18 protein-coding genes, 1 tRNA gene and 1 riboswitch are annotated in these 16,983 nt (G+C 70.6%); of the genes, 8 read left to right on the forward strand and 11 right to left on the reverse strand.

Annotated features, from left to right (window positions below):
* Positions 1 to 19: 19 nt before the first annotated feature.
* The 3 genes from pstC to pstB are packed head-to-tail and all read left to right on the forward strand — an operon-like array spanning position 20 to position 2,895.
* Complete coding sequence (gene pstC / locus EDF64_RS05180) at positions 20 to 967, forward strand: phosphate ABC transporter permease subunit PstC (RefSeq protein ID WP_133519010.1); 948 nt, start codon at positions 20 to 22, stop codon at positions 965 to 967.
* 13 nt (positions 968 to 980) lie between these two features.
* Positions 981 to 2,066, forward strand: coding sequence for a phosphate ABC transporter permease PstA (gene pstA, locus EDF64_RS05185; RefSeq protein ID WP_133519011.1), 1,086 nt, complete (start codon positions 981 to 983; stop codon positions 2,064 to 2,066).
* A 49-nt stretch (positions 2,067 to 2,115) separates the two neighbouring features.
* Positions 2,116 to 2,895, forward strand: a complete 780-nt coding sequence (gene pstB / locus EDF64_RS05190) for a phosphate ABC transporter ATP-binding protein PstB (protein WP_133519012.1) — start codon at positions 2,116 to 2,118, stop codon at positions 2,893 to 2,895.
* 307 nt (positions 2,896 to 3,202) lie between these two features.
* On the opposite strand, the gene EDF64_RS05195 is transcribed toward pstB, so the two are convergent.
* The 3 genes from EDF64_RS05195 to EDF64_RS05205 all read right to left on the reverse strand — a co-directional run bounded on the left by EDF64_RS05195 (position 3,203) and on the right by EDF64_RS05205 (position 6,012).
* Complete coding sequence (locus EDF64_RS05195) at positions 3,203 to 4,153, reverse strand: anti-sigma factor (RefSeq protein WP_133519013.1); 951 nt, start codon at positions 4,151 to 4,153, stop codon at positions 3,203 to 3,205.
* Positions 4,150 to 4,749, reverse strand: a complete 600-nt coding sequence (sigK, locus tag EDF64_RS05200; RefSeq protein ID WP_208108841.1) for an ECF RNA polymerase sigma factor SigK — start codon at positions 4,747 to 4,749, stop codon at positions 4,150 to 4,152. Before sigK ends, EDF64_RS05195 begins: the two co-directional genes overlap by 4 nt.
* A gap of 633 nt (positions 4,750 to 5,382) precedes the next feature.
* Complete coding sequence (locus EDF64_RS05205) at positions 5,383 to 6,012, reverse strand: DNA-directed RNA polymerase subunit beta (RefSeq protein ID WP_133519015.1); 630 nt, start codon at positions 6,010 to 6,012, stop codon at positions 5,383 to 5,385.
* Positions 6,013 to 6,139: 127 nt separating this feature from the next.
* On the opposite strand from EDF64_RS05205, the gene EDF64_RS18105 reads away from it, so the two are divergent.
* Positions 6,140 to 6,301 (forward strand): DUF2207 domain-containing protein, encoded by a 162-nt coding sequence (locus tag EDF64_RS18105; RefSeq protein WP_166645612.1) that lies wholly within the window; start codon positions 6,140 to 6,142, stop codon positions 6,299 to 6,301.
* Positions 6,302 to 6,355: 54 nt separating this feature from the next.
* A tRNA-Lys gene (locus EDF64_RS05210) sits at positions 6,356 to 6,428 on the forward strand.
* A gap of 98 nt (positions 6,429 to 6,526) precedes the next feature.
* Here EDF64_RS05210 and EDF64_RS05215 read toward each other — a convergent pair.
* The 3 genes from EDF64_RS05215 to EDF64_RS05225 form a co-directional block, all read right to left on the reverse strand.
* Positions 6,527 to 7,738: a cupin domain-containing protein gene (locus tag EDF64_RS05215; protein WP_208108842.1), complete on the reverse strand. Its 1,212-nt coding sequence runs from the start codon at positions 7,736 to 7,738 to the stop codon at positions 6,527 to 6,529.
* A 69-nt stretch (positions 7,739 to 7,807) separates the two neighbouring features.
* Positions 7,808 to 8,080: a hypothetical protein gene (locus EDF64_RS05220; RefSeq protein WP_133519016.1), complete on the reverse strand. Its 273-nt coding sequence runs from the start codon at positions 8,078 to 8,080 to the stop codon at positions 7,808 to 7,810.
* A 172-nt stretch (positions 8,081 to 8,252) separates the two neighbouring features.
* The gene (locus tag EDF64_RS05225) at positions 8,253 to 9,089 is read right to left on the reverse strand and encodes an alpha/beta fold hydrolase (RefSeq protein WP_133519017.1); all 837 of its coding nucleotides are present in this window, start codon (positions 9,087 to 9,089) and stop codon (positions 8,253 to 8,255) included.
* 333 nt (positions 9,090 to 9,422) lie between these two features.
* Between EDF64_RS05225 and EDF64_RS05230 the strand changes: the two genes are divergently transcribed.
* Positions 9,423 to 9,743, forward strand: a complete 321-nt coding sequence (locus EDF64_RS05230) for a hypothetical protein (RefSeq protein ID WP_133519018.1) — start codon at positions 9,423 to 9,425, stop codon at positions 9,741 to 9,743.
* Positions 9,744 to 9,819: 76 nt separating this feature from the next.
* Here EDF64_RS05230 and EDF64_RS05235 read toward each other — a convergent pair whose 3' ends face one another.
* On the reverse strand, positions 9,820 to 10,755 hold the full coding sequence (locus EDF64_RS05235; protein WP_133519019.1) for an aldose 1-epimerase family protein: 936 nt from the start codon (positions 10,753 to 10,755) through the stop codon (positions 9,820 to 9,822).
* Entirely contained in the window at positions 10,752 to 11,612 is an 861-nt protein-coding gene (locus EDF64_RS05240; RefSeq protein ID WP_133519020.1) for a DeoR/GlpR family DNA-binding transcription regulator, read from the reverse strand. The genes EDF64_RS05235 and EDF64_RS05240 overlap by 4 nt, the downstream gene beginning before the upstream one ends.
* 64 nt (positions 11,613 to 11,676) lie before the next feature.
* On the opposite strand from EDF64_RS05240, the gene galT reads away from it, so the two are divergent.
* Together galT and galK are read left to right on the forward strand one after the other, a co-directional pair.
* The gene (gene galT, locus EDF64_RS05245; RefSeq protein WP_133519021.1) at positions 11,677 to 12,774 is read left to right on the forward strand and encodes a galactose-1-phosphate uridylyltransferase; all 1,098 of its coding nucleotides are present in this window, start codon (positions 11,677 to 11,679) and stop codon (positions 12,772 to 12,774) included.
* Entirely contained in the window at positions 12,771 to 13,907 is a 1,137-nt protein-coding gene (gene galK, locus EDF64_RS05250; protein ID WP_133519022.1) for a galactokinase, read from the forward strand. Before galT ends, galK begins: the two co-directional genes overlap by 4 nt.
* Before the next feature lie 164 nt (positions 13,908 to 14,071).
* Here galK and EDF64_RS05255 read toward each other — a convergent pair whose 3' ends face one another.
* The 3 genes from EDF64_RS05255 to glyA all read right to left on the reverse strand — a co-directional run bounded on the left by EDF64_RS05255 (position 14,072) and on the right by glyA (position 16,823).
* A complete protein-coding gene (locus EDF64_RS05255; protein ID WP_133519023.1) occupies positions 14,072 to 14,521 on the reverse strand; it encodes a hypothetical protein in 450 nt (149 codons plus the stop codon).
* 98 nt (positions 14,522 to 14,619) lie between these two features.
* Positions 14,620 to 15,543, reverse strand: a complete 924-nt coding sequence (locus EDF64_RS05260) for a bifunctional 5,10-methylenetetrahydrofolate dehydrogenase/5,10-methenyltetrahydrofolate cyclohydrolase (RefSeq protein ID WP_133519024.1) — start codon at positions 15,541 to 15,543, stop codon at positions 14,620 to 14,622.
* Positions 15,540 to 16,823 carry a serine hydroxymethyltransferase gene (gene glyA, locus EDF64_RS05265; RefSeq protein WP_432207015.1) on the reverse strand — a complete coding sequence of 428 codons (1,284 nt, stop codon included), beginning with the start codon at positions 16,821 to 16,823 and terminating at the stop codon, positions 15,540 to 15,542. Before glyA ends, EDF64_RS05260 begins: the two co-directional genes overlap by 4 nt.
* A gap of 58 nt (positions 16,824 to 16,881) precedes the next feature.
* A riboswitch (ZMP/ZTP riboswitch) is annotated at positions 16,882 to 16,967 on the reverse strand.
* Positions 16,968 to 16,983: the final 16 nt, after the last annotated feature.

The following is a 16,983-nucleotide window of genomic DNA, read 5'->3' on the forward strand; positions in this document are numbered from 1 at the left end:
TTCCTCCGACAGGAGTCCCATGACGACCGCACCGGCCCAGCCAGTGGCCCCCGTCGCCCCCAAGCCGAAGGCCGTCGTCCGAGTCGGCGACCGCGTCTTCTCCGCCGCCTCGGTCATCGCCGGCGGGCTGATCCTCTTCGTCCTCGTGCTCGTCGCCGCCTTCCTGGTCTGGCAGAGCATCCCGGCGTTCAGCGCCAAGGTCGGCGAGCTGCCGAACGGCGCCGCGAACTTCTGGGACTACGTCGGCCCCCTCGTCTTCGGCACCGTCTGGTCCGCGCTCATCGCGCTCGTGATCGCCGTGCCGCTCTCGCTCGGGATCGCCCTCTTCATCTCGCACTACGCGCCCCGTCGCATCGCCCCGGTGCTCGGCTACGTGATCGACCTGCTGGCCGCGGTGCCGTCGGTCGTCTACGGCCTCTGGGGGATCGTCGTGCTGGCGCCGTTCGTGAAGCCCTTCTACGGGTTCCTCAACGAGTACCTCGGCTGGATCCCGTTCTTCTCCGGGCAGGTCTCCGGCACCGGCCGCACGATCCTCACCGCCTCGATCGTCCTCGCCGTCATGGCGATCCCGATCATGACCGCGGTGATGCGCGAGATCTTCCTGCAGGCGCCGCGCCTCAACGAGGAGGCCGCCCTGGCCCTCGGCGCGACCCGCTGGGAGATGATCCGGATGTCGGTCCTGCCGTTCGCGAAGTCCGGCATCGTGTCCGCGATCATGCTCGGCCTCGGCCGCGCGCTCGGCGAGACGATGGCGATCGCGCTGGTGCTGTCGGTGTCGACGAACGTCACCTTCCAGATGCTCACCTCGCTGAACCCGTCGACGATCGCCGCGAACATCGCGCTGCAGTTCGCCGAAGCGTCCGGCACGGCCCTCAACGCACTCATCGCCTCGGGTCTGATCCTCTTCGTCATCACCCTGGTCATCAACATGCTGGCGCGCTACATCGTGCGCAAGCGGGTCTCCTGAGAGGTCACACCCGATGTCCCTCGCTCTCCGTCAGACCGGCATGACCGGCAACGCGTACGCCAACGGCAAACTGCACAAGTCGGTGCCGTGGCTCCTCCTCGTCGGCTCCTGGGTCGCCCTGGTCGCCGTCTTCGCCCTGCTCAACGCCGGTGGCGCCGTCAAGGACTTCAACGTCGTCGCGGCGCTGTTCCTCGGCACGGTCCTGTTCGACGTCCTCATCGTCGTGGTCTCCCGCATCGTCGAGGGCGGGCGGAAGGCGGTCGACCGCCTCATCACCTCGCTCGTCGTCACGGCGTTCGTCATCGCGGTGCTGCCGCTGGTGTCGCTGCTCTGGACGGTCCTCGCCGACGGCCTCGCCCGCTTCGACGCGAACTTCTTCACGTACTCGATGCGCGGCGTCATCTCCGAGGGCGGCGGCGCCGTGCACGCCCTCATCGGCACGCTCGAGATCACGCTGTTCGCGGCGCTCATCTCGGTGCCGATCGGTCTGCTCACCTCGATCTACCTCGTCGAGTACGGCAAGGGCGCGCTCGCGAAGGGCATCACGTTCTTCGTGGACGTCATGACCGGCATCCCCTCGATCGTCGCCGGCCTGTTCGCCTACTCGCTGTTCGCGCTGTTCCTCGGCCCGGGCGCCCGCTTCGGTCTGGTCGGCTCGGTTGCCCTGAGCGTGCTGATGATCCCGATCGTCGTGCGCTCCACCGAAGAGGTCCTGAAGATCGTCCCGATGGAGCTCCGCGAGGCCTCGTACGCGCTCGGCGTCCCGAAGTACCTCACCATCCTCAAGGTCGTGCTCCCCACCGCACTCGCCGGCATCACCACCGGCGTCATGCTCTCCATCGCCCGCGTCATCGGCGAGACCGCACCGCTCCTGGTCACGGCCGGGTTCACCGCGAGCATGAACTACGACCTGTTCAAGGACCCGATGATGACGCTGCCGGTGTTCGCGTACACGCAGTACTCGCAGCAGGGCGCCAACCCGGTGCCGTTCGTCGACCGGGCCTGGACCGCGGCGCTGCTGCTCATCATCATCGTGATGCTGCTCAACCTGCTCGCCCGGTTCATCACCCGCCTCTTCGCCCCCAAGCTCAGCCGCTAGTCCCCGCCACCCGAGCGACCAGCGTCACCACCCACCCCGAAGGAATCACGTGTCCAAGCGCATCGAGGTCGACGGCCTCAACGTCTACTACTCGAAGTTCAAGGCGGTCGAGGGCGTCGACATCACGATCGAGCCCCGCACCGTGACCGCGTTCATCGGTCCGTCCGGCTGCGGCAAGTCCACCTTCCTCCGCACGCTCAACCGCATGCACGAGGTCATCCCCGGCGCCTACGTCGAGGGTTCGGTCAAGGTCGACGGCGACGACCTGTACGGCCCCGGGGTCGACCCGGTGCTCGTCCGTCGCCAGGTCGGCATGGTCTTCCAGCGGCCGAACCCGTTCCCGACGATGTCGATCAAGGACAACGTCCTCGCCGGCGTGAAGCTCAACAACAAGCGCATGTCCCGCTCCGAGGCGGACGAGGTCGTCGAGCGGTCCCTGCAGGGCGCGAACCTCTGGAACGAGGTCAAGGACCGCCTCGACAAGCCCGGCATGGGCCTGTCCGGCGGGCAGCAGCAGCGCCTCTGCATCGCGCGGGCGATCGCCGTGCAGCCCGACGTGCTGCTGATGGACGAGCCGTGCTCCGCGCTCGACCCGATCTCGACCCTCGCCATCGAGGACCTGATCGAGGAGCTCAAGAAGGAGTTCACGATCGTGATCGTCACGCACAACATGCAGCAGGCGTCGCGCGTGTCCGACAAGACGGCGTTCTTCAACATCGCCGGCACGGGTGCGCCCGGCAAGCTCATCGAGTACGACGACACCGCGACGATCTTCTCGAACCCGTCCGTGCAGGCCACCGAGGACTACGTCTCGGGCCGCTTCGGTTGAGTTCGCGGTGATGTCGGGGGCGGCTGGACCGACCCCGAACGACAAGGCCGACGTCGTACGACGTCGGCCTTGTCGTTCGTTGCGGGCGCGGACCGTTGCGGGCGCGGCAGTGTGACATCGCAGTCGTCGTACGACATCGACGGAGTCGTTCCGAGTCCGCGTCCCCATCGCCCGAGTCGCGCCGGCGCCCGACCCGCACGCGCCCGCCGGCCGCCCGACCCGGCCGCCCGCGCCGCGCACGCCGCCGCCCACGCACAACACTCCCCTCGCGGATCGTGCCACGCGAGGGGAGAGCGCTGTCAGGCCGTCAGGCCGTGGTGACCGCCATGATCGGGGTCGTCGTCGGCTGCTTCGAGCCACCCTCGGGCTCGACGGTCATGCCGATCGTCACGTCGTGCGAGCGGCTGCCCGAGAGCACCGCCGCGTTCACACCGTCGGTCGACCCGTCGAGCAGGCCGGCGGCGGTGATCTTGCCACCCGTGCCCTCGGAGCCGATGTACCAGAGCTGGTAGGTCTTGCCCTTCGGAGCCTGCGCGACACCGTCGAGGATGACCGCGGACTTGCCGAGGTCGTTCGACCAGACGACCGTGGCCGTCCCGCCGCCGGCGACCTTCGCGGTGCTCCGCTTGAAGTCCGACGCGGCGTAGATCCGGTCGAGTCCGCTGCTCGCCTGCGTCGTGCCCGGGCCGGGCTCGTTCGACGGAGCGAAGGACGTGCCGACGCCGAGTCCGACGCCGAGGAACACCACCGCGACCGCGGCTGCGGCGGAGAGGGCTGCTGCCGGACGCTGGAACCAGCGGCGCTGCGCGGCGCCCTCGGCCCGGCCACGACGGGTGGTGACGGACGTGGCGGGGGTGAACCGTGCCTCCTGGCCGGCGTCACCGTCCGTCTCGGGGACGGGAGTGGACAGCAGCGGGGCCGCCGAACCAGCCGGGGCAGACGGAGCAGCCTGGGAAGTCGGAACAGCAGGAGCAGCCTGGGCCGTCGCGGACGGAGCAGCAGGCGCCGAGGCGAGCGGCGCAGCCTGCGGGGTCGAGGCGATCTGGGCCATCAGCGACGCCTTGAGCGACGCGGGCGGCTCGATCGGGTCGACGGCGTAGGCGAGCTGCAGCGCGGTCTCGCGCAGCGAATCCGTCTCGGCCCGGAGTTCGGGAGACGAGGACAGCGTGGCCTCGAGCAGTGCGCGCTCGTCGTCGGAGAGGGCGTCGAGGGCGTGGGAGCCCGTCAGCAGTGCAGGGTCATCGTGGTGCTCGGTCATGATGTCACCCCCATCTCGTCGCGGAGTCGGATCATCCCGTCACGGAGACGGGTCTTGACGGTGCCGATCGGGACACCGAGGTGTTCGGCCATCTCGCTGTGCGAGTAGCCGCCGTAGTACGCGAGCTGGACCGCCTGGCGCTGGAACTCGGTGAGTTTGCCGAGCGCCCGGCTGACCCGTTCGTGCTCGATGCGGATCTCGACCGACTCGGAGACCTGGTCGAAACCGGCCTCGAAGTCGCGGATGCCGATCTTCGTGTCACGGTCGTGGGAGGACTGCGAGGCCCGCACCCGATCGACCGCTCGGCGGTGCGCCATGGTGAGGATCCAGCTCGCTGCCGTGCCGCGTGAGCGGTCGTAGCGGGTGGCCTGCTGCCAGACCTCGAGGAAGACCTCTTGTGCGACCTCTTCCGACTGCGCACGGTCCCGGAGGAGGCGCGTCACGAGACCGAGCACACGGCCCGACAGCACGTCGTACAGGTCGGAGAAGGCAGCCTGGTCGCCCGCCGCCACCCGGGCGAGGAGGTCGTCAGGCGACGCCTGAGCCGGCTCGGCTGAGCTCCAGCTCTCGGTGTCGCGTTCCACGAGTGCAAGCATTGCAGGTTTCCCTCCTCCCGGTTGCGATTGGCCTGTGAGTTCGGCTCGCACACACACGTTCGGGTCGTGTGGTGCGAGCCGGACGAGGGCCCGTGTGACCCGCAGGGAATTGACCGCCAGGGAGCGGACCGGGTCGCACGGGGCCCTCGCATCGTGACCGGCGAAGACGCCTGCCACGATGATGATTCGGCACGCTCGGGCGGTCGGATTGGAGGAGTTCTCGAACCCGTTCCGTTCGGCGGCTGCGGACCCCGTCCGGGCGCGTCCGGTGCGGGCCCGGTGCGTTGTCCGGGGCGCGCCCGGGACACGCCCGGTGGGTTGTCCGGGGCGCGCCCGGCACCCCGTCGTGTCCACCGAGAGTGAACACGGGTCGTGCGCACGGCCGACGTCTCGTAGAATCGATCTCGCCGGGCCGCAGCAAGCCCCGGGCTCCAAAATTCGCCGCTTCGAGCGGCCTCGCGCCGAGAGGCGCTTCTGCGGCCCGGTTTTCCTCTGCCCGCTCGGGCTGGTCTTCCGGGTCCGGCCTGGTCGTGCAGCTTCGGCTGGTCGTCCGCCCCGGCCTGGTCTTCCGGGTTCGGCCTGGTCGTGCGTCTTCGGTCTGGAGGCGCGGCTCGGCTCCGCCCCGCCGCTCGCTCAGTCCAGGCTGTCGCGACGCCAGAGCGCCGCCGCCTCGGTCAGGTCGGCTGCCAGCTCCGTGAGACGGAGCGCCCGCGTCGTCAGCTCGCTCGCTCGGTCCGACGCCGTCAGGTCGGAGTCGTCCGCGACCGACGTCGCACCCGCCGCGGTGAGCCGGCAGAACGCCGCCCCACGGTCGAGCGCCACCGCGAGGTCGCCCGTGTACAGGCCGTGCAGGATCCGGTCCGCCAGGGTGAGGATCTCCGCCGGCCCCGTCGGTTCCTCGGCACCCGCGACCGCCTGGTCGATCGTGCCGATCCGCTCCGCACCCCGCTCGAAGAAGTACGCGATCTCGGTCGGGTTCTGCCGGATCACCGTGCGCACCAGGTAGATCCGCCACAGGGCGCCCGGCAGCGTGTGCGCCCCGACGCGCGCCCACAGCTCGGCGATCGCGTCGATGCCGTGCACGTCCGTGTAGGTCACCAGACGCTCGACGACCGCCGGGTCCGGGTCCTGCCGCACGCGGTGGAGCAGCGCGTTCGCGGTCTCGTGGGCGACACGGTTCACCACGGCAGGGTCTTCGCCGCCCTGGATCGCGGCGAACTCCTGGTCGGTGAAGTGGACGGGACGGTGGTGATCGCGAGGCACCGCGACAGTGTAGGCGCGGCCGGTGACGTTCTCGTCCCCCGTTCGCCGAGAACGCAACCGGCCGGATCCGGGTACCGTGCACCGCCAGGGAGGCACCCCTCCCGGACGTGAAGATAGAGGACTCTCCATGAACGCCCTGCTCATCATCCTGGCCGTGATCGCGGTCATCCTGCTGTTCGTCGGTGGTTTCACCGCGAGCCTGAAGTTCCTGCTCTGGGTCGGGATCGTGCTGCTCATCGTCGCGGTGATCGTGTGGCTCCTCCGCACGCTCACGGGTCGGCGTAGCTGACACCAGGACAACGGTTCCGAACCGGAGGCCCTCACCCGCTAGCCTTGCGGGTGAGGGCCTCTAGCTCAGTTGGTAGAGCACCGGACTTTTAATCCGAGGGTCGTGGGTTCGAGCCCCACGGGGCCCACAGGCTCCTGAACCACGGCTTTTCATCCGAGGGTCGTGGGTTCGAGCCCCACGGGGCCCACAGTCTCCTGACCGCGAGCCCACAGTCTTTGCCGTCTCCTACCGCAGGGGGACGATGCCCTGGGACTGCCGCGGGAACGTCGCGAGCACCTCCTCGGGGATGTTCAGGTGCTGCGACACCAGCGACGGCGGCAGGTGGGCCAGCCAGTTCGCGAGCGAGACCTCCTCGTAGTGGTCGCTCCGGAACGTCTCGATGTAGATCAGCGGCTCCGTGCCGGTGTTCTCCACGTAGTGCCCGAGGTTCCGCTTCACGACCCCGACGTCGCCGGCCTTGAAGTCCATGGTGTTCGCGTGCGGCCCGGTGTTGAACACCGTCATGCGCGCCTGGCCCTTCAGGTAGTACTGCCACTCGTCGGCGTTCGGGTGCCAGTGCAGCTCCCGCATCGACCCGGGCTGCACCACCGTCAGCGCCGCGGCCACCGTCTTCGCGGCGGGGAAGTTCGTGCTGTCCGCGATCCGGATGCTGCCCCCGCTGTTCTCGAACCGGGGCGCCGTCTTGGCCATCCGGAAGATGACCGGCTCGGTCCCGCCCCACTCGACGCCGGCGGAGAGCTGGTCCTGCTCGAGGTCACCGGGGACGTCGCCGGGGAAGATCCAGAGGTCGTGCAGCGGCAGGTCCGCGAAGGCCTCCTGCGCGACGCCGAAGTTCTTCGCCAGGACCTCCGGCGGGGTGTGGGCGAACCAGTCCGTCAGCAGCAGGGTGTTGCTCTCGGACTGCTCGCCGCTGTCGAAGGCGAGGACGAACTCCGCACCGTCCGGCCCGAGGCCCTGCAGGGAGTGCGGGAGCCCCGCGGGGAAGTACCAGAGATCACCCTCGAAGACGTCCTCCACGCTCGGCAGCCCCTCACGGCTCAACGTGGTGACCCGGCAGGACCCGCGGGTCATCAGCGCCCACTCCGCGGTCTGGTGCCAGTGCAGCTCGCGGATGCCCCCGGGCTCGAGGTGCATGTTCACGCCGGCGATCTCGTCGGAGATCGCGAAGTCGGACTGGGTGAGCTCCCGCGCCCACCCGCCACGCTGGACCCGTCGGGGCGAGATGTTGAACGAGGACCAGAAGAACGCCTGGGTGCTGATGTCCGTCGCCGGCGCGTTGAGCTGACTCGGGAACTGCTCCGCGAGCACCGGGTTCTGCGGCCCCGTCATCGTGTTCGCGGCGCTGTCGTCCGCGATGTTGACGAGTCCCTCCTGGGGGAGGTCGGGGTCCCCGACGGTGGGTGTCTCGTGGTGCGGAGGGGTGGGTTGGTCCGTCATCGTCTGCTCCTTCGTGCCGGTGTGCGCGTCAGCACCATCGGAACAGGTGGCGGGGACCGACCCCAAGCGTCATTCGACTCGCTCGTCCGACCCCACGAGCCGGTCGTCCGACCCCGCGGTCCCCTCGACGGATCGCGGCGCTCCGGCGCGCTCGGCGATCGCCTCGGTGAGCACGTCCGCGAGGAACGTCGACCCGGTCGCCCGGACGATGAACGCGCGACTCGACGGAGTGAGTTCACCGCGGTGCACGGCGTCGACGACGATCTCGCGGACGGCTTCCCGCCGACCCGCGTGGAGCGCGGCGAGCTCCCGGTCGGCCTGCTCCAGCTGCTCGGTCTGCATGTCGATGGACGCTAGACCGATCGCTCCCGCGGCTCATCGGTCAAACGACTCGTTCGTGCGGGGTCATACGCCCGTGCGGGCGCTGTGCCGCGACGCGGAGCGGACGTCGCCGCGCACGAGCGAGGGGCGCGCCCGGCGTGGTGCCGGTGCGCGCCCCTCCGGACCGGTTGGCCTAGCTCTTGAGGAAGGCGAGGAGGTCCGGGTTGATGACGTCGGCGTGGGTCGTCAGCATGCCGTGGGGGTACCCCTCGTAGATCTTGAGGGTCGCGTTGCTGAGGAGTTCGGCCTGCTTGAGCGACGCGGCCTTGTACGGGACCACCTGGTCGTCGTCGCCCTGCGTGACGAGGACCGGCACCGAGATGGCCTTGAGGTCCTCGGTCTGGTCGGTCTCGGAGAACGCCTTGATGCCCTCGTAGTGCGCCAGCGCGCTGCCCATCATGCCCTGGCGCCACCAGTTCGCGATGACGGGAGCGGAGACGTCGGCGCCCGGCCGGTTGAAGCCGTAGAACGGGCCCTCGGCGACGGCCTGGTAGAACTCGGCCCGGTTCGCGGCGAGCGCGCTGCGGAACCCGTCGAGCACCGAGATCGGCGTGCCCTCGGGGTTGGCGTCGCTCTGCAGCATGATCGGGGGAACGGAGGACACCAGGACCGCCTTCGCGACCCGGCCCTGCGGCTCGCCGTACTGCGCGACGTACCGTGCCACCTGTCCGCCACCGGTGGAGTGCCCGATGTGGATCGCGTCCCGCAGGTCGAGGTGCTGCACCAGCGCGTCGGTGTCGCTCGCGTAGTGGTCCATGTCGTGCCCGGTGCCGATCTGCGACGACCGTCCGTGCCCGCGGCGGTCGTGGGCGATCACGCGGTAGCCGTTCGCCAGGAAGAACAGCATCTGCGCGTCCCAGTCGTCCGCGGACAACGGCCATCCGTGGTGGAAGACGATGGGCTGCGCGTCACGCGGCCCCCAGTCCTTGTAGAAGATCTCCGCACCATCGCTGGCAGTGACGAACGCCATCTTGAACCTCCGTGATCGTGTGCTCCACCTCGTACGCGGGCTGGCCGCTGCCTCCCTGTCGGCGGAAGGATCGGAGCAGTTCTCAACGTAACGCCGTGCGCGATCCGCGCGCCTGCGTCATCCGTCCCGATTGCACGGGAAACGGACGCCCCCGTGGGCGAGCAGTCCGGGGGCAACCGGGGTACAAGTCCCCCTCAGCCAGTTCATGGCCGTTCCACCGCACAGTTCAGTCGGCGTTCAGCGGACTGTTGGCGTGGCGCCGATAGTGTCGTTCCCGGATCCGATCGCCGGGTCCTGCACCACAGCACCACCGCAGAACGAACGGGGTACACCGTGACCGAGCACATCGAAGCCACGCCGACCAGCACCACCGGTGACGCGCGCCGCATCGTCGAGCTCGCGGCCTCGACCAACACGACGATGAGCAACGAGCTCCTGCTCGACACGCTCCGCCGGAACGCCCAGGTCACGACCCGCCACATCCGCAAGGACTTCGCCGAGGTCGCCACCGCCACCGCGGTGCTCGGGTACGTGTGCCGGCAGCGCAAGGACTTCATCGCCCTCCGCGGTGACGATCCGGCCTGGGCGCAGGAGGTCGGGCGCTACGCCACCGAGTCGCTCGCGGTCGAGGCGCTCCGCATGCGTCGCGCCTGACGACGGAAGACGAACGGAGGCCCCGCCGGAACACCGGCGGGGCCTCCGTCACGCCGGGTGCGACGGAGCGACCGGGTCAGGACCAGACGCGGCGGATCCCCCACGAGCCGGTCCACGACTCGCCCGGCTCGAGCCAGCGCAGCCCCTCACCGGAGTTGAGCGCGTTCGCCGGCGCCGTCATCGGTTCGACCGCCACCGCCAGCCCCGTGCCGTCGCCACGGGGGAACTCGCGCGACGTGAACACCTGCACGTACGGGAACGACTCGTCCTGCCAGAGCTGCACACCGTCACCCTCCGGCCCGTGCAGCGTCGTGCGGCGGAGCCCCTCGGCGTCGGGCGTGATGTCCCGGTAGGCCGTGTCGAGGTCGGAGTCCCCCGCCCGACGGCCCTGCCGCAGGTCGTACCCGGTTCCGTCCACGGGCACCGATCCGTTCGGCACCTTCTGCTCGTCCACGGTGAACGCCGTCGCGGCGTCGAGCGTCACGACGAGGTCGTCAGCGGGGGTGTCGCCGGCGCGGAGGTACGGGTGCGCGCCGATCGCGAAGGGCGCGCGCACGCCGGACCGGTTCACGACCTCGTGCGTGACCCGGATGCCGTCGTCGACGAGTTCGTGGTGCACACGGGTCTCGAGGGTGAAGGGCCAGCCGTGCTGCGGGTGGATCGTGGCCTCTTGCACGATGCCGGACTCGGTCTGGGACACGACCCGGTACGGCGCGAACCGGAGCAGCCCGTGCGAGGCGTTGCCGTACTTCGGCTCCGAGACGTCGAGCTGCTGCCGCTTGCCGTCGAGCTGCCAGACCCCGCCGGCCACGCGGTTGGGCCACGGCGCCAGCACGATGCCGTTCGCCCCGGGCGGCTGCTCCGAGACGGGGAACGGCTCGGTCAGGTCGAACCCGGCGACCCGGAGCTCCCGGATGCCCGCGGCGACCTCGGTGACGACCGCCTCGACGACCCCGTCGGGTCCGGCATGGCGGAGGTGGTACTGGCCACCGGTGGGTGCTGCTGCGGTCATGGGGTCTCGTTCCTTCCGGTTCCTGCTGCCGTGGCACGGTCGCTGCCGTCGGCCACCACGACCTCGACCCCGGCCGCCCGGACGGGGGCGACGGCGTCCGCCGTGGTCTCGGCGGTGACGACGACGTCGATGTCCTCGAGCGCGCGGACGACCCCGATGTGGGCCCGGCCGAACTTCGACCCGTCCGCGACCACGACCGTACGCCGAGCGGTCGCCGCGAGCATGCGCTTCGCCTCGGTCTCGGGCAGGTTGACGTTCGTCAGTCCGTGCTCGACGTCGACGCCCGTGCCGCCGAGGAACACGACGTCCGCGGCGATGAGTGGCAGCAGCGTGTTGTTGAACGGCGCCACGAGGGAGTGCTGCAGCGGCCGCAGCGTGCCACCGGTGACGACGACGGTGAAGCGCGGCACGGCCCGTTCGAGTGCGAGCGCCGTGGTGAGGGAGTTCGTGACGACGGTGAGGTCGACGAGGTCGGTCCGGGCCACGAGCGCCTCGGCGACGGCGGCCGGGGTGGTGCCGACGTCGAGCACGACGCACTGGCCGGAGCGCACGAGCGCCGCGGCCGCACGGCCGATCGCCGCCTTCGCGACCTGGTGCTCCACGGCGGTCTCCTCGAAGGGCCGTTCGCCGGAACCGGCCCCGAGGCGGACGGCACCGCCGTGCACCCGCCGGATCCGTGCCTCCAGTTCGAGCGAGGCGAGGTCCTGCCGGACGGTCACCTCACTCGTTCCGAGCGCCGCTGCCAGGGCGGCCGTCCGGACCAGGCCGGGTGCGCCCTCGACGATGGAGACGATGCGGTCCTGGCGCAGCGGCGCGGGGAGCGCGCCGGCGAGGAAGGAGAGGTCGTCGTCCGTCATGGGCCCAGTTTCGCTTGCTTCCGGAGTCTTTCGCAACGCTTCGGATGCGCGCTAGGGTGGGTCGATGATCACCAAGCGCGTGACGAAGCTCGCGGACGGCCGCGACCTCATCTACTTCGACGACGCCGACTCGACGCTGCCCGCCGAGCGCAGCATCGACGAGCGGGTGCTCGACCCGCGGCCGGAGACGGCGCGGATGCGGCAGGACGTCCTGACGGGTGAGTGGGTCTCCATCGCGGCGTCGCGGCAGAACCGGGTGTTCCTGCCGCCGGCCGACCAGGACCCGCTCGCGCCGCAGACCCCGGCCAACCCGTCCGAGATCCCCAGCCGCTACGACGTCGCCGTGTTCGAGAACCGGTCGCCGTCGTTCGGCCCCCTGCTCGAGGCGGACGACGCCCCCACCTCGCTCGAGTCCCTGAGCGACGTCGGCCTGAACCGGCAGCTCCGCTCGGTCGGCCGGTGCGAGGTCGTGTGCTTCTCCCCCGAGACCTCGGGCTCGTTCGCGTCGATCTCCGAGTCACGGGCCCGCACCGTGGTCGAGGCCTGGGCGGACCGCACCGCAGCACTGTCGGCGATGCCCGGCATCCAGCAGGTGTTCCCGTTCGAGAACCGGGGCGAGGCGATCGGCGTCACGCTGCACCACCCGCACGGGCAGATCTACTCGTACCCGTACATCACCCCGCGCACGCAGCGGCTGCTCGCGTCGATCGAGCGGTTCGGGCCGGACCTGTTCGAGCAGCACCTCGCGAACGAGCGTGCCTCGGAGCGCGTCGTGCTCGCCGGTGAGCACTTCACCGCGTTCGTGCCGTTCGCCGCGCGCTGGCCGATCGAGATCCACATGCTGCCGCACCGGCACGTGCCGGACTTCGCCGGGCTCACCGACGCCGAGAAGGACGAGCTCGCGCACATACACCTGCGGCTCACCCGTGGTCTCGACGCGCTCTACGGCGACCCGACCCCGTACATCGCCGCCTGGCACCAGGCCCCGGTGCACACGGCCCGCGACACCGTGCGCCTGATGCTGCAGATCACCTCGCCGCGACGTGCGGCGGACAAGTTGAAGTTCCTGGCCGGCAGTGAAGCCGCCATGGGCGCCTGGATCGGGGACCTCGTGCCCGAGAAGGCGGCCGAGTTCATCCGAGGAGGGATCGAACGAGCATGACGTTCCAGCAGGTCTACGGGTACGAGCCCGCGGTGCAGTACTCCGCCCCGGGTCGGGTCAACCTGATCGGCGAGCACACCGACTACAACGACGGGTACGTCCTGCCGTTCGCGATCGACCGCCGCACGACCGCGTCGATCGCCCCGCGCGAGGACCGGGTGCTCCGGGTCGCCTCGGCCTTCGACGAAGCCGGCGGCCCCGTGTCGCTCTCGCTCGACGAGCTCTCCCCCGACGCGATGAGCGGCTGGTCGGCGTACGTGTTCGGCATCGCCTGGGCGCTCCGCGAGCAGGGTGCCGACCTCACCGGCAAGACCGGGTTCGACGTCTTCATCGACTCCGACGTGCCGGTCGGCGCTGGGCTCTCGTCGAGCGCCGCCATCGAGTGCGGCGTCGCCCTCGCGTTCAACGACCTGTGGGAGCTCGGACTCGACCGGAAGACGCTGGCGCGCGTCGGCCAGTACTCCGAGAACCACGCGGTCGGCGCTCCGACGGGCATCATGGACCAGTCCGCGTCGCTCCTCGGCGAGCAGGACGCCGTCGTCTTCCTCGACTGCCGGACGCTCGACACGGCCGTCGTCGACCTCGCGCTCGAGGCGAACGGTCTCGAGGTCCTCGTGATCGACACCCGCGTCGAGCACGCCCACGCCACCGGCGGGTACGCCGCGCGCCGGGCGTCGTGCGAGAAGGGTGCAGAGGTCCTCGGGGTCGAGGCGCTCCGCGACGTCACGGTCGAGGACCTCCCGCGTGCGCAGGAGCTCCTCGACGACGAGACCTTCCGTCGCGTCCGTCACGTCGTGACCGAGGACCAGCGCGTCCTCGACACGGTCCGCACGCTCCGCGAGCAGGGCCCGCGCGCGATCGGCTCGCTGCTCGTCGCCTCGCACGAGTCGATGCGCGACGACTTCGAGATCTCCGTGCCGGAGCTCGACCTGGCGGTCGCGACCGCGATCGAGCAGGGTGCGGTCGGCGCACGCATGACCGGTGGCGGTTTCGGTGGTGCGGCGATCGCGCTGGTCGACCGGGAGGCCCGTGGTGCGATCACCGCGGCCGTCACCGCCGCCTTCGCGGCGGCCGGGTACCGCGAGCCGAACGTGTTCACCGTGCACGCCGCGCAGGGCGCCCGGCGCGACTGAAGGTCGCGCTCGGCGCGGGGCGGTCGCGCCCGGCGCGGTGGCAGTCGCGCCCGCGGCGGGGTTTCGTGCGCAGCGACACCTCACGCGCTCGACCGCCCGTGAGGTGTCGCTGAGCGCGAAAGGACCGGCCGCAGGACCTGTTGGGACCGGTCGTCGCAGCGCGTTCAGCCGGTGTAGTCCGCGTACCGGACGTGCTCCACGACGTTCCCGAGGACGAACGGGTGCGTCCGACCGTGCTCGACGGCCCACTGCAGCCACGCCATCTGCGCCGGCATGAGCAGCCAGACGAGCACTGTCGTCCCGAGCACGCCCGCGAGCGCCAGGCCCATCACGGTGTGCTCGTCGAACCGACGGGCTCCGCGGCGGGCGATCGCCACGACGAAACCGACGACCGCGAACCCGACCGTCAGCATCGTCCACCCGAGCGACGGGTGGGACACGAACGAGTACTGCTGCCCGGCGTGCTCGACGTCCAGGCTCCAGGTCGACCCGGGCTGCTGGAACAGGATGCACAGCAGCACGATGACGACGAGCCAGCGGGCGTCCTTCGTCAGCTGCGACGGTTCGGGTCGCGGTCGCAGGACCGGCTCGGTCAGCAGTCGTTCTTCCCCCATGGCGAGACCGTAGCACCGCCCCGAGTCTCGCGGCAGTGTCGTCGAGGCTCGGGGCGCGGCCGCGGCGCCGACGCAGCGCGCGGCCGGCCGCCCGCGCGCTACTTCAGGTGGCGCTCCGCGGCCTCGACCACGTTCTTCATCAGCATCGCCCGCGTCATCGGCCCGACGCCACCGGGGACCGGCGACATGAAGCCCGCGACGGACGCCACGGCCGGGTCGACGTCCCCGCGGAGGCGAGCCTTGCCGGTCTCCTCGTTCACGATGCGGGTGATGCCCACGTCGATGACCGCGGCACCGGGCCGCACCCAGTCCGGCTGGACCAGGCCCGCGACCCCGGCCGCCGCGACGACGATGTCGGCACGGCGGCACTCGGCCGCGACGTCGGCGGTCAGCGAGTGCGTGAGCGTCGCCGTGGCCTCGAGGCGGGTGAGCAACAGGCCGAGCGGACGCCCGACGGTCAGGCCCTGCCCGATGATCGTGACGTGCGCACCCCGGATCGGGATGTCGTACGCCTCGAGCATCGCGACGATGCCACGCGGGGTGCACGGCAGCGGGGCGTCGATCGTTCCGGCGCCACCGGGCACGGCGAGCACGAGCTCACCGAGGTTCGTCGGGTGCAGGCCGTCGGCGTCCTTCGCGGGGTCCATCAGCTCGAGCATCGGGGTCGGGTCGATCCCCTGCGGCAGCGGGAGCTGGACGATGAACGCGGTGACCCGGGGGTCGTCGTTCATCTGCAGGATCGCGGCCCGGATGTCGGCTGCGGACGCGGTGGAGGGCAGGTCGATCCGGTGCGAGTCGAGCCCGATCTGCGCCGAGTCGCGGTGCTTGCCGGCGACGTAGGACAGCGACCCGGGGTTCTCGCCGACGAGGATCGTGCCGAGCCCCGGCCGGATGCCGTGCTCGTGCAACCGGTCGATGCGGACGCGGAGCTCGTCGAGCGTCCGGGCGGCGAGGGCGGTGCCGTCGATGCGGACAGCACTGCCCTCACCAGCCCAGAGGGAACGGGGGAGCGCGCCGCTCACGCGTAGAGCGGGAACGCGTCGGTCAGGGTCTTCACCCGGGCCGAGAGCGCCGCGATGTCGGGGTTCGGCATGAGCGTCAGCGCGATGATGTCGGCGACCTCGGCGAACTCGGCGTCGCCGAACCCGCGGGTGGCCAGCGCCGAGGTGCCGATGCGGACACCCGAGGTCACCATCGGCGGACGCGGGTCGAACGGCACGGAGTTCCGGTTCACGGTGATGCCGACCTCGTGCAGCAGGTCTTCGGCCTGCTTGCCGTCGACCTCGGAGGTGCGCAGGTCGACGAGCACCAGGTGCACGTCGGTGCCACCGGTGAGGACGTCGATGCCGGCGGCCTTCGCGTCGTCGGCCGTCAGACGCTCGGCGAGCGCCTGCGCGCCGCGGATGGTGCGCTCCTGGCGCTCCTTGAACTCCGGCGTGCCGGCGAGCAGGAACGCGGTGGCCTTGGCGGCGATCACGTGCATGAGCGGACCGCCCTGCTGGCCCGGGAACACGGCCGAGTTGAGCTTCTTGAACAGCGACTCGTCGTTGGACAGGATGATGCCGGAGCGGGGGCCGCCGAGGGTCTTGTGCACCGTCGAGGACACGACGTGGGCGTGCGGCACCGGGGACGGGTGCAGGCCGGCGGCGACGAGGCCGGCGAAGTGCGCCATGTCGACCCAGAGCTTCGCGCCGACCTCGTCCGCGATCTCGCGGAACTTGGCGAAGTCGAGCTGCCGTGGGTAGGCGGACCACCCGGCGATGAGGACCTTCGGCTGGTGCTCGATGGCCTTCGCGCGGATGTCGTCGTAGTCGACCTCGAACGTCTCGGGGTCGACGCCGTACGCGACGGCGTTGTAGATCCGGCCGGAGAAGTTGAGCTTCATGCCGTGGGTCAGGTGCCCGCCGTGCGCGAGCTCGAGGCCGAGGATCGTGTCGCCGGCCGAGGCGATGGCGTGCAGGACGGCTGCGTTCGCGGTCGCGCCGGAGTGCGGCTGCACGTTGGCGTACTCGGCACCGAAGAGCGCCTTGGCCCGGTCAATGGCGAGCTGCTCGGCGACGTCGACGTACTCGCAGCCGCCGTAGTAGCGCTTGCCCGGGTAGCCCTCGGCGTACTTGTTGGTGAGGACGGAGCCCTGGGACTCGAGCACCGCACGCGGCACGAAGTTCTCGGACGCGATCATCTCGAGGGTGTCGCGCTGACGGCCGAGCTCCTGCTCGAGGACGCGTGCGATCTCGGGGTCGACCTGGCTGAGGGGGGCGTTGAAGGTGGTGGTGTCGGCCGCGGGGGGCAGATCGGTGATGGACACGGGACTCCTCGTTGTCTGTCCGTCGCGCGCGTGCACGACGAGGTGGACGGTGGGGCGCGGCCCAGGCGTACGGCCGCGCACCGTGTCAGGTGTCGCTTCCCGATGGTGACCCATCCAACGCCAGTCGCGACCCCACGATCGTACCGAGGCCGCC

This window comes from Curtobacterium flaccumfaciens (assembly GCF_004361695.1).
In the GTDB taxonomy this organism is placed as follows: domain Bacteria; phylum Actinomycetota; class Actinomycetes; order Actinomycetales; family Microbacteriaceae; genus Curtobacterium; species Curtobacterium flaccumfaciens_B.

Bases quoted from the DNA above. Each gene is read 5' to 3' on its own strand.
- galK (WP_133519022.1), top strand. From the start codon at position 12,771: ATGACGTTCCAGCAGGTCTACGGGTACGAGCCCGCGGTGCAGTACTCC.
- sigK (WP_208108841.1), bottom strand. From the start codon at position 4,749: ATGCTTGCACTCGTGGAACGCGACACCGAGAGCTGGAGCTCAGCCGAG.
- EDF64_RS05240 (WP_133519020.1), bottom strand. From the start codon at position 11,612: ATGACGGACGACGACCTCTCCTTCCTCGCCGGCGCGCTCCCCGCGCCG.
- EDF64_RS18105 (WP_166645612.1), top strand. From the start codon at position 6,140: ATGAACGCCCTGCTCATCATCCTGGCCGTGATCGCGGTCATCCTGCTG.
- galT (WP_133519021.1), top strand. From the start codon at position 11,677: ATGATCACCAAGCGCGTGACGAAGCTCGCGGACGGCCGCGACCTCATC.
- EDF64_RS05255 (WP_133519023.1), bottom strand. From the start codon at position 14,521: ATGGGGGAAGAACGACTGCTGACCGAGCCGGTCCTGCGACCGCGACCC.
- pstA (WP_133519011.1), top strand. From the start codon at position 981: ATGTCCCTCGCTCTCCGTCAGACCGGCATGACCGGCAACGCGTACGCC.
- pstC (WP_133519010.1), top strand. From the start codon at position 20: ATGACGACCGCACCGGCCCAGCCAGTGGCCCCCGTCGCCCCCAAGCCG.
- EDF64_RS05225 (WP_133519017.1), bottom strand. From the start codon at position 9,089: ATGGCGTTCGTCACTGCCAGCGATGGTGCGGAGATCTTCTACAAGGAC.
- EDF64_RS05220 (WP_133519016.1), bottom strand. From the start codon at position 8,080: ATGCAGACCGAGCAGCTGGAGCAGGCCGACCGGGAGCTCGCCGCGCTC.
- EDF64_RS05195 (WP_133519013.1), bottom strand. From the start codon at position 4,153: ATGACCGAGCACCACGATGACCCTGCACTGCTGACGGGCTCCCACGCC.
- EDF64_RS05235 (WP_133519019.1), bottom strand. From the start codon at position 10,755: ATGACCGCAGCAGCACCCACCGGTGGCCAGTACCACCTCCGCCATGCC.
- EDF64_RS05215 (WP_208108842.1), bottom strand. From the start codon at position 7,738: ATGACGGACCAACCCACCCCTCCGCACCACGAGACACCCACCGTCGGG.